Annotated in this window: 8 protein-coding genes and 1 pseudogene; 1 reads left to right on the plus strand and 8 read right to left on the minus strand. The window is 56.2% G+C overall.

What is annotated here, in order from left to right; all coding sequences use genetic code 11:
- Window positions 1-759: 759 nt before the first annotated feature.
- From ABX962_RS05175 to ABX962_RS05210, 8 genes are all read right to left on the minus strand, one after another.
- Window positions 760-1,887 (minus strand): TIGR03364 family FAD-dependent oxidoreductase, encoded by a 1,128-nt coding sequence (locus tag ABX962_RS05175; protein ID WP_372717263.1) that lies wholly within the window; start codon window positions 1,885-1,887, stop codon window positions 760-762.
- An 8-nt stretch (window positions 1,888-1,895) separates the two neighbouring features.
- Entirely contained in the window at window positions 1,896-3,242 is a 1,347-nt protein-coding gene (locus tag ABX962_RS05180) for a DUF5690 family protein (protein WP_372717265.1), read from the minus strand.
- Window positions 3,243-3,652: 410 nt separating this feature from the next.
- On the minus strand, window positions 3,653-4,918 hold the full coding sequence (glcF, locus tag ABX962_RS05185) for a glycolate oxidase subunit GlcF (RefSeq protein WP_372717266.1): 1,266 nt from the start codon (window positions 4,916-4,918) through the stop codon (window positions 3,653-3,655).
- Between the two features lie 68 nt (window positions 4,919-4,986).
- A complete protein-coding gene (locus ABX962_RS05190; RefSeq protein ID WP_372717268.1) occupies window positions 4,987-6,114 on the minus strand; it encodes an FAD-binding protein in 1,128 nt (375 codons plus the stop codon).
- Complete coding sequence (locus ABX962_RS05195; RefSeq protein ID WP_372717270.1) at window positions 6,107-7,558, minus strand: FAD-binding oxidoreductase; 1,452 nt, start codon at window positions 7,556-7,558, stop codon at window positions 6,107-6,109. The genes ABX962_RS05190 and ABX962_RS05195 overlap by 8 nt, the downstream gene beginning before the upstream one ends.
- Window positions 7,559-7,768: 210 nt before the next feature.
- A complete protein-coding gene (locus ABX962_RS05200) occupies window positions 7,769-8,692 on the minus strand; it encodes an NAD(P)-dependent oxidoreductase (protein ID WP_372717272.1) in 924 nt (307 codons plus the stop codon).
- A gap of 58 nt (window positions 8,693-8,750) precedes the next feature.
- Window positions 8,751-9,365 (minus strand): cytochrome c oxidase subunit 3, encoded by a 615-nt coding sequence (locus tag ABX962_RS05205; RefSeq protein WP_372717273.1) that lies wholly within the window; start codon window positions 9,363-9,365, stop codon window positions 8,751-8,753.
- Window positions 9,366-9,442: 77 nt separating this feature from the next.
- Window positions 9,443-10,393 carry a hypothetical protein gene (locus ABX962_RS05210; RefSeq protein ID WP_372717275.1) on the minus strand — a complete coding sequence of 317 codons (951 nt, stop codon included), beginning with the start codon at window positions 10,391-10,393 and terminating at the stop codon, window positions 9,443-9,445.
- 303 nt (window positions 10,394-10,696) lie between these two features.
- On the opposite strand from ABX962_RS05210, the pseudogene ABX962_RS05215 reads away from it, so the two are divergent.
- Window positions 10,697-11,197 (plus strand): annotated as a pseudogene (locus tag ABX962_RS05215) (hypothetical protein); the annotation flags it as partial.

Genomic DNA, 11,197 nt, shown 5'->3' on the forward strand with positions numbered 1-11,197 from the left:
TTTATGTCAAGATCCAATAGTCTGTAATATGCCCAGACGCTGGATCAACTAATCGCCTCTTTGTGACCTCAACAGACCAATCCCTCCTAATGGGTATTCAAAGTGGCATGTTGATTCAGACGCCCTGACGCTTTGCCTCCACAAGCGTCAAGTCGAGCCGCCCAACCTCGATCGACTCGCCAGGCCTTTCGCTAGGAATTCTGTCTAAAGCTAGTTGTTGGACAGCTTATTTCTTAACCGCCAAACGAAGTAGGAGCAAGCGGTGGTGCTGAGACTCCAACGGTGGTGAAGACGAGAACCGACCACCGCCGGCGTCGGGAGCGAACCGTTCGGAAATAACTTCGTCCTTTTAAAATGTTTACCGAATGACATGAACCCTCCGGTGGCGTTTGGGCCGTTCCACTAGAGCGTTACTGGAGTGCGCGTAGCTCGACCGTCAGCTTTGGAGGTCGTGGACGAGGCTACGTGTTCGAGCGACTGTGTGGCACGGCGGGACTCGTTGCCCTCGTCCACTACAGAGAAAATACTTCACCCGCGTGATTTGTCGCAAATCTTGAATGGCGAAGTTGTTTCCGATCACTACCTGGGGCGATCCAATTCCATCTGTCGCCCGATGAGCGGTTTGCGTTCGTAGAGCCAAGCCAACCTATCGGCCGCCAATGTTGCTCGTTCGTCGGCCAGGGACTTCGACGCGTAGACGTTTCGTTAGGCCCCAAGCGGAGCGCGCTCGAAAGTCGTTGACGACTTTCGCTGCGTGTGTCAATGATCGTGCCAGCGTTGCCAGGAGTGTTCGGCCAAGCCGAGTGACATCGTCATCCCGGCGCCGCCGGTGCCAACAAACACGTGGACGCCTTCGTCGGGTTGCGATTCAAACACCGGTAACGTGGGATGCTTGGCGTACACGCCGTGCCAGCGTTGGCAGATCGTCCAATCGGGCAGCGAAATCAGGTGGCGTAGCTCTCGCAACATCAATTCATCAATCTCGCGTTTGTTAAACGGCGTGATCGCGTCGCCATATTCGTGCGAATCCCCCAAAATAATCCGCCCCGAGCGAAACGGAGATGCCATCACGTGGATCCCATAACGGTCCAGCTCGGGATGATTCGTGGCAATTCGGTCTTGTAGTGCCGCCAGCGAATGGCACTGAGTGAACGACGCATAGTGCCGCAGCGTCAATCCGCCGGCAATGTGCGGCGACATCGTCGAGATCGGTTCCTGTTGCACCTTCATCATCTGCAGCTTGCACAATTTCAATCCGGACTCGGCCAAACACTCGGGGTACAAGGTTTGTAAATCACTGCCGCTACAGACCACGATGCGGTCGGCAATCCAATGATCGCCGGCGGAACTGCGAAGATGCCCCTCTTTGACATCCGTGATCGTGGTGTCGAAATGACATTCCGCTCGCCCGCTGGCTTGCAGCCACGCCGCGATCCGAGCCGATGCGGTCCGCGGATCCACTCGCAGTTCAGTCGGACTGTACATGCCGCCCAACAAACCGTCGCCGTTGACGATTCCCGCTCGCTTTAAGACTTCGGCGGGTTTTAGCATTTCGACTTGGTGCGTCCCCAGTTCCGCAAACTCTTCCAATACAGACAATTCGTCGTGATGTTTGGCGATGTGGATCGAACCGCAGGGTTCAAGTTCCAGCACGCCTTGCTGCTGAAGTTCGATCCACAGTTCACGCGAACGAAGGGCCAGTTCGTAACGATCGCCAGCGGGTTGTCCAATCGGCCAAATCATGCCGAAATTTCGCACCGAGGCGGCCTGGGCAACATGCGACCGCTCAAACAGAACGACACTCAAACCACGACGTGATGCTGCGATTGCATGCGCCAGTCCCACGATTCCAGCACCGATGACGGCGACATCAAAATGTTTTGTCATAATCTCTTTCAGTGAGTCTGCGTGGACGAAACCGATTCGGGATCGGTCAACACGCGGCGGAAGTATTGGTACGCGATCGCCAAGGCGATCATCGATACGCCGGCGATCACCACCAACGTCATCGTAAATAAGGACAATGCCGCGCCCGGTCGTTGCATCGATTCCTGCAATGTCGTTTGCAAGATCATCACGACCGCATACCCGAGGTATCCCATCGCATCGGCAAAGTACATTAAAAAACCCAAGTTGCTAGGCATCTTCGATGCGGCAATCAAGCGCTCAAACACGGTGGTGTGAAAGGCGACGTAGGGAACATACAACCCAACCCCACACGCAACCATAAAAACAAAAGGTGATAAGATGCCGCCGCCTTGACCGAAAACCGAGGCGACGACCAACGCAAACGCGATCCCCATTCCGGCAAGCGTCAAACGAATTGCCATCAAGTTGTTGCGGAAACAGATCGCCAGTGCGTTCAGCGCGGTGACACACAACGCGACTGCAATCTCGGAAGTGGCAAAAACCGACGGCGTCTCGTTGACACCCATGTCACGCCAAATCTCGACGGCGAAGTCATCGCGAATCGTGCGAACAATCGTCAACGCGACATAGACAAAAACCAAGCAGGCAAGTCCCGGCCAATATTTGATGAGAAAATTATGTCGGTCGCCTCGATTCATCGAGTTGCGTTCACGTCTTAGCCGACGATCCTCCTCCGTTGGCGGCGGCGTTTTCTGGAGCGCCCACACGGCAATCAAAAGCGGCGGAAAGAACAACAAACCCACTATCATCGGCATTTGGAATTCGCTGATCCCAAAATCCTGGATGAGCCAGCGGCCGACGGATTTGACCACGCCCGAGGCGATAATAAAACTGGCGCACAACGCCGCGGATAACGCTTCGGTTTGTTTGCGTCCTTCCAAATAGCCCAGCACCAAACCGAACACCATCCCCAGTGGCAATCCGTTGAAAAACAGCATCACTGGCTTGAGCGAAACGGGCAGGTAGGCGAATCCAACGAGCGCCAGCTCGGCGAACGCGATCAGCCCGATGATCGTGAACGTGCGATACTCGCTCCGCATCTCCGAGACGACTTTGATGCCGATAAACTTCGACACCATGTATCCGAGCAGCTGCGACACCACCAGCGTTGTCTTCAGTCCGACGCCAAACACCGATTGGTCATCAAAGGTCCCCGCAGTAAACGGTTTGCGGAACGCATACATGCAAAAATAGACGCTGAAGGCGGCACATCCAGCAACCACCAATTGAAACCGGGGGCTCGATTCGGCCCAATCGCGGATCGAACGTGCAGGTTCGGAAAAGGTTTCAGGAACCGAGGTCGTTTGCTTCATCACGTGCCGCTGCGTCAAGACGAACCGACCGTGATGACTCAGAGCGAGTGCACCGAAAACGAAGCGGCCAGGAACAGGCCACGTTTGTCGCACCGTTACGTTAGCAACTCGGTGTCACTGGGATGAAGTTTTCATGAAAACGCGTGCAGCCTGCTCGCTGCAACCCACGTCGCTTCTAGGAGCCGCCTGTGCGTAGGCGGTCGGGTCCCGAAGGCTCTGGATGTTAGGGGCGTGCGTTCGGTTTTAGCTGCCACGAAGCCCTCCCCGCAATACTCGCTGAAGGCTCGTTTTCCGACGCTCCCGGTTGCGCTAGGAAGGTGAACTCGGGAGGGTGAATTCGGTAGCGACACTCGCCAAGAATTTTGTTGATGCAATTCGCCGTGACGCGTCAGCGGCGGGGATGCACCTTATTACAACTTGCCGATGTAGGCGTCTCGCAGAATTTGCACGGTGTGGCGGACTTTGACGCTCGACCCCGCCGCGGCCAGATGCGTTTGCAACTGAGTCATGCAGCCGATGTTGCCTGTGGCAACGAGATCAGGTTCGGTGCTCAGCAGGTGCCTCACCTTGTCGTCACCGAGTGATTTGGCGATTTCGGGTTGATCGACGTTGTACGTTCCCGCCGACCCGCAACACAAATGAGATTCAGGGATCTCGAGCAATTCCACTGAGGGAATTTGCGTCAACAGGTGCCGTGGTTCGGATCGTACCGATTGCGCATTGGCGAGGTGACAGGCATCGTGGTAGGCGATCCGAAGTGATTCGCCTCGCTGCGGGATTGCTGCCAATTCGCCCAATTCCGCCAGCACAACCGAAACGTCTTTGACCTTCTCGACAAACGCGGTTGCAGCGGACTCGTACTTCGTCCCTTTTAAAATCATTCCGTATTCGTGCATCCCCGAACCACACCCCGCTGCGTTGGTGATGATCGCATCGACATCCTCTGGGAACGCTTTCAAATTGGCGATCGCGAACAGCTTGGCCTGATTCCAATTCCCCACGTGCCAGCTAAGGGCACCACAGCACGCTTGATTAGGCGGCACGAGAACTTCGATACCGTTGCGTGTCAGCACGTCGATGGTCGCGGTATTGATATCCGGAGCGAGTACCGATTGAGCACAGCCTGACAAAAGCGCGACGCGTCCTCGGCGAGTCCCGATTGCGGGATTGACCGCCAGCCAAGATTGTCGCTGCGGCAATCGATCAGGTAGCAGGTTCAACATCGCGCCGATCGAGCGTGGTAGCCATGGTGCAAGCGGACGAGCAAAACGTCCGAGTTTCGCTGCCAGCCGAAACCGGCTTGGATACGGCAGCGTCGAACTTGTCATCGCTCGCGTCACCCGGTCGATCAGCGTTCGCTTTCGCACCGGTTCCATCGTCGCCCGATAGGGGCTGATCAGATCGCGATAGGGAACCCCCGATGGACATGCGGGTTCACATGCCAAACAGCCGAGACAACGGTCGATATGAAGCGACGCATCATCGACCGACAAATTGCCTTCGAGCACATCTTTCATCAACACGATCCGGCCCCGCGGCGAATCGGGCTCTTGCCCCAATTGATCATAGGTGGGGCAGGCCGCCAAGCAAAAACCGCAATGCACACACGTGCTCACCGCCGAGGCCATCTCGTCGCCAAGCGGACCGAGTTTCGAGATCGGGATTTTGTGTTGCATGCGTTTGTTTTAGATAGGGAGCGTGGATCGCCAGAGAGAGACCCGTGGCGACGCCCGCAAGAGGATCGTTAAGAGGAAAAAGAATGACGCGATTGCGATGGAAAACGACGTTTAAAACGCCCGCCGGGATCAAATGACTGCTGGACCGCCACCTCGATATTCGAAGGGGATTGTCGGTTCAGAAAGACAGCATCGGAATTGCCGCGAACACACAACCCGCGGTGGTTCTGTTGGACCAGCACCGATTCGAGCATTTGCAGCGAATCCGCTTGTTCCACCGCTGCCCACACCACCGATCCGCAACCGCTGACGTGCAGCGAAACGGGGATCGCCGCGGCGATGGCATCACACAAAGCAGCGAATTGGCCAGTCGTGGTCGGGATTTTCACGACGTGCGAGGCACTGGAATTCCAATCCAGCTCGCCGATCGAACTCCAAAACGCGTTTGCCGAGTCCTCATCGATGTGTTGAAGTGTTGGGAAATGAGTTTGAATCTCGGCAGCGATTTCGCGGTTGGCATCGCGTGGGCCACGCTGGCGAAAGTACAGCGTCGATGAGGCGACATGATAATCGATCGCGTCGAGTTCCCAGCGGCTGACGGCCGCCATCGCCATCGATTTAGACGCAGCCTGTGCGGAATCGCACTGACAACAAAGCGTGGCCGAATCGACTGGTTTGGGAAACACCTTGAACGTCACTTCGGTCATCACGCCGAATTCGCCACAACTGCCCACCAAAAATTTGGGGATATCAAATCCCGCTGCATTTTTGACCACTTTTCCGCCAACATTGACGAGGGTGCCATCCCCCAAAATCAATTTGGAACCGAGAAAAAAGTCGCGAATCGATCCGTAGCGAAACCGTCCCGGGCCTGATAAACCTGACGCGATCGTCCCACCCAGCGTCGCTCCGGCACGGACCAACATCGGGTCGAATGGCAAGTACTGGCCCCGTTCGTTCAGTACCGCTTGGACGTCGGCAATTTTGGTTCCCGCATAGGCGGTAAAGGTGAACTCGGACGGTTCATACTGGACCACACCCGACAAGCCGCGCACGCTGATCGTGTCATACGGCGGGGTCGACAAACCGAGTGGTGGTTTGGTTTGATTGCCGACGATCACGGCATGCTCAGACGCGAGTACCGCATCGCGAACTTCGTCGATCGTGGTGGGCTGCAAGGCGTCATGCTTATTCACGCGAAATCACTCCTTGCTTTTCTAGCGGATGCAGTCCCGACATCGACAGCGACGGTGCGTCCGCACCAGGAAACATTTTTCCTCGGTTGGCGATCTGCAGTGGATCGAATGCACGACGAATCCGATGAAACAAATCGACGGTGGCCGGATCAAACATGTCGGGCAGGAATTCTCGTTTTTCCATTCCGACCCCATGTTCGCCGGTGATCGAACCGCCCATCTCGATACAAACTTTGATGATCCGGCTGCAGACCTCTTCCGCTCGATCGAACTCGCCTTCGACATTTCCATCGTACAGGATCATCGGGTGCAGATTGCCGTCCCCCGCATGGAACACATTGGCGACGCGAATCCCGACATCACGCGAGATCTGTTGGATACGCACGAGTGCTTCGCCAAGTCGATTGCGTGGAACCACGCCGTCTTGGACTAGAAAGTCGGGACTGATATGCCCCACAGCAGAAAACACGCACTTGCGGCCTTTCCAGATCGCTAGCCGTTCAGCCAATGTCGTCGCCACGTGTTCTGCAAACGGATCCGTCCGCGCAATCACTTCGCTTAATTGCCGTGTCTCGTACTGGACGCGTTCCCGCGGACCTTCGAGTTCGACGATCAGGACCGCCGCACAGCCTTTGGGATAGCCGCATTTGACCGCGGCCTCGGCGGCTTCGATCGACAATGCATCCATGATCTCCATCGCCCCGGGCAACAAACCCGATTCGATGACGGCGGAAACCGCATCCCCTGCGGCTTGTAAGGATTGGTAACCGACTAGCACGGTGTGAAATTGCTCGGGCTTTGGCAACAGCCGCAATATGATCTCGGTCGCGATGCCAAACAACCCTTCGCTGCCGGTAAACAAGCCAGGAAAATCGGCACCAATCGCATCCGTGCTGGCCGAACCGAATTCGACACATTCGCCATTGCCGAGCACCGCCTTCATTCCGACAACATGATTGGACGTCATGCCATATTTCAAACAATGGGCTCCGCCGGAGTTGAATGCGACGTTGCCACCGATCGTACAAACCGTTTGGCTCGAGGGATCGGGGGCAAAATAGAGTCCATGTTTCGAAGCGGCCTCGGTGACTTTGATGTTGACCACCCCGGGCTCAACCACGGCGGTACGATTGACCGGATCGAGATCAAGAATTTTGTTCAAACGGTTCAGCGCGATCACGATGCCATTGGCCACAGGCAGCGATCCACCCGACAGACTCGTTCCACTGCCACGGGCAACAAACGGGATCGCTTCGTCGTGACACCAGCGAACGGCTTTAATGACCTCGTCGCTCGATTCGGGGATCACAACGGCGAGCGGTTTTTGATGAAACGCAGTCAAACCATCCGATTCAAACGCGGCATTAAAGGCAGCGTCTTGACGCACCCGGTTGGGCGGCAATAGCTGGGTAAGACGTGCGAGAGCTTGCTGCGTGGAATTCATAACCGCATTGTAGCAAACAGAACAGACGAGCGAGGGGGGACGCCAATCAGATGGCGGGCGAGAACACAGCGGGGGACCAATAGGACCGTTTGGGTTCGGTCTATAGATTACCAGAATGTGAAACCAAGTGGAGGGGAGTCAACGCCGAGCGGCTTTGCGCACCGCGGGGACCACCCGTGATGGGTTCACAGGTAATGATTCCAGCGGTCCTTAACGGTCTTTCCAATCGATACCGGACATGTCAGCCAACGCGAGCGTGAGCGCGTGGGTGCCACAGCGGCCGTAGCCTTTGGCTTTCACCGATTGATAGAGCTGTTCGCCTAACGCGAGTCCTGGCATCGAAAGCCCCATGCGTCGACTTTCGCTGAGCACGATGCCCATGTCTTTGATGAAATGTTCGACAAAAAAGCCGGGATCAAAGTTGTTCTCGATGATCCGCGGAGCGAGGTTGCTTAGTGACCAGCTTCCGGCGGCACCGGAACTGACCGATTTCATGACCGTTTCTAGGTCCAATCCGGCGCGGTGGGCATAGATCAATGCTTCGCAAACACCGATCATGCCGGTGGCGATCAAGGTTTGGTTGACCATTTTGGTGTGTTGGCCTGCGCCGGCCGCCCCTTGGTGCACGATCGTTTTGCCCATCGCCTGAAAACAGGGCTGCATGGCGGCGACGACGTCTTCGTCACCCCCGATCATGATCGACAATGCCGCGTTGCGTGCGCCGAGATCACCGCCAGAAACCGGAGCGTCGAGCGAATGCACTTGTTGCTGTTTTGCGGCGTGATGAAGCTCGACCGCCAGCGATGGTTCACTGGTGGTCATGTCGACGACAATGTTGCCCGGTTTGCATCCTGCCAACACTCCGTCGTTCTTACACAAATAGACTTGCCGTACGTCATGCGGAAAACCGACGATGGTGAAAATCACATCCGATTGCTCGGCGACGGCACGAGGCGAATCGGCCCATGTGGCGCCACGATCGATCAAGGGTTGGGCCTTGGATTGGCTGCGATTGTAAACGGTCATCGCAAACCCTTTTTCGATCAAATGACCACACATGCTGGCGCCCATCACACCGGTGCCAATCCAACCGAGACGCGTTTGGCTGGGGCTAATGTTGATTACGTTGGTCATGGACAACTGCCTCTGATGGATTGGAAAAGAACGTTTTGGGGGGCGAGCGACGGCGTCGTTAGGAGGACCAGGCAAATCCGCCCGTCGTGGTCCAGAAAACGAGCAGCATGCACAACCAAACAATGTCGAGAAAATGCCAGTATTGAGCGGCAAAGTCGACGGGCCAATGCCGCTCGTGATCATAGCGGCCCTGTAGCAAACGCACCGAGACCAATCCTAACGAGATGATCCCTCCGGCAACATGCAATGCGTGCAGGAACGCCAACACGATGACCATTCCAACCAACCCTTTGCCATTGCCCTGCTGGACAGCAGGCCCTGACAGCATGGTGTACATCGAAAGAATCTGAAAGCCGGTAAACACAATCGCCAACACCGCACTGATCCCCATCAAAGCGGCGGTCGTAACGCGTCGCTCGCGGCGAATCATTCGCGTGGCAAAGTGCACCAATAAGCTGATCCCCAGCAAACACACGGTGCTCACCAAGAACGTCATCGGAATCGGCAACGCCGAGAGCGCATCGCCGCGGCGTGAGTAGGCGTAGAACCCGTACAGCAGGATGCTGGACAGGAAAAACACGAGTAACGAGCCCAGAAACAGCCATCCGCCCTGTTGGAAGCGACGGTCGGTTGGCAAACGGTCGATCGGAGGCTGAGTTGCGCTGGTCGGCATGAGAAATCTTGCGGTGGGGATTTGACGACAGTGTAATCCAATCACCGAAAAAATATTAGGGGCGAGCCGAGGGCGAGTTATTGCAACAGCAGGATAAATCCGGCAATGGCCGCAGCTTCCAACATCGCCGCTTTGGGCTCGATCGGGAAGGGATTTACCTGTTTCGGCATCATTTCACAGCTCAAACAATCCCCGGGCGAACTGACGCAGTGGCAGGCCGGTGTGGCGACACTATGGTACGGCAACATTCTAACGTCACACAGAAATCCCAACCCCGAGACGGCGTTCTGGAATACCCCATAGTGATTTCCACACCGCTCTAAATTCGCTTGCTCGAAATAGAGCGGTTTGTGGCAAAAGCCGACGGTGTAGCGATCCGGCTTGGGCAGGGTTGCCCCGGTCGCGAGTACGACAAATGAAGTTGACTCGCCCAGCTCAGTTGCCACGTTTTCGGGCACCTTTTTCCCACGCTCACCGAGCCCCACCGCGATCTGTTCGATCGGCTTCATCAACGCATTCAATTCGCGGTCCAGAGCCGCATCACGTGACGCGGCGTCGCTGCTGGCTTGCTGTCGCGACGATCCGCTACCGAGTAGCGTGTCGGTGTCATGCTGGGCTGGATCCCCCAAAAATAATGGATCCGAATCGGGGCTGACAAAATTCACGATGGCAGTTTCGGACGCGAAAGTTTCCTCTCCCCCAACGGCCGCCTGATCGATGGTCGAGATCGGATCATCCCAAACCGACGGATTGAACGATGGCTGCGGCTGAAACGCAGGCGGACGTCCCATCGCGACGTCGAATTCCGTCGCCATTTGGATCGGCGGTGATGAGGACTGTTGGAATGCGTTTGACTTGGCAGCGGATTCGCTCGCAGCGGGCTCGATTGTCGAGACCGGGTGTTTCGCGAACGTGTTGTGGGTCGATGTGAGCGTGGCGATCCCGATTGCCAGCAAACGAACGAGTGAAGTGCGTCGGCGAAACGCGTCCGTTTTACGGTTTCTCTGTATTTTTAGATGGTTTGCCATCAATCGCAGCTTGCCTTGAGGAACGACGGGGTCAAGAACGGCGTCTTATCCTTGATCGATCCGCGACATTCCGAAACCGCAGCAAAACCGCGACAAGCCTCAGTATCGCGAATACCGCTACAGATTGCCGATGACCTCCGGCGTTACAAACGTAACGCCACCGAATCCCGGACGGGGTTGGATTCTGGCTCGGTTTTGTTTCCAGCCCCCGTTTTGATTCGGATAAAATGACACAGCAACTATGATGTTATCCATTGCCGTTTTCTAATAAGACCGCTTCTTTCGCACGTCTCGTTGATCCCCATGAAATCCGATCGCACTATTTCCGCTGCTGCTCGGCACGCGATCGATCGTTTGCGTGATTGGACACTGCAGTTGCGATCTCGCGGCAATCGGACATTTTTCGCTGCAACGACGACTCCGCTGCCAATCCGGTACCAGCGGGGTTATCGGCCGACGCTGCGTCCTCTCGAGCCCCGGTTGGTGCTGAACGCTACCGCCGAACTGAGCAATCTGGGGGAATTGTTGATCACGGGGACCTCCGCCGCTGACACGGTGCAATTGCAGGTGACTACGGATGGTTATCTTCAACTTCGTGACGAAGTCAACCAAATCATTCCGATCGCGAATCATCCTGGCAGTCCGACCGACCCCTTGTCGCCTACTGCGGTCACCTCGGGCCAGATTGTGGTTCGGCTAGGTGGTGGTGACGATCGGTTTGCGGCCCAATTGCCGAGCAGTCTCAACGTCACCGTGGTCGACGGCGAAGGAAGTGATACGACCGAATTAACGCTGACCAACCGC

The sequence above is a fragment of the Novipirellula sp. genome (genome assembly GCF_041583735.1).
In the GTDB taxonomy this organism is placed as follows: domain Bacteria; phylum Planctomycetota; class Planctomycetia; order Pirellulales; family Pirellulaceae; genus Novipirellula.

Coding starts and splice junctions, on each gene's coding strand:
- glcF (WP_372717266.1), bottom strand. CDS start 4,918: ATGCAACACAAAATCCCGATCTCGAAACTCGGTCCGCTTGGCGACGAG.
- ABX962_RS05195 (WP_372717270.1), bottom strand. CDS start 7,558: ATGAATTCCACGCAGCAAGCTCTCGCACGTCTTACCCAGCTATTGCCG.
- ABX962_RS05210 (WP_372717275.1), bottom strand. CDS start 10,393: ATGGCAAACCATCTAAAAATACAGAGAAACCGTAAAACGGACGCGTTT.
- ABX962_RS05175 (WP_372717263.1), bottom strand. CDS start 1,887: ATGACAAAACATTTTGATGTCGCCGTCATCGGTGCTGGAATCGTGGGA.
- ABX962_RS05180 (WP_372717265.1), bottom strand. CDS start 3,242: ATGAAGCAAACGACCTCGGTTCCTGAAACCTTTTCCGAACCTGCACGT.
- ABX962_RS05200 (WP_372717272.1), bottom strand. CDS start 8,692: ATGACCAACGTAATCAACATTAGCCCCAGCCAAACGCGTCTCGGTTGG.
- ABX962_RS05205 (WP_372717273.1), bottom strand. CDS start 9,365: ATGCCGACCAGCGCAACTCAGCCTCCGATCGACCGTTTGCCAACCGAC.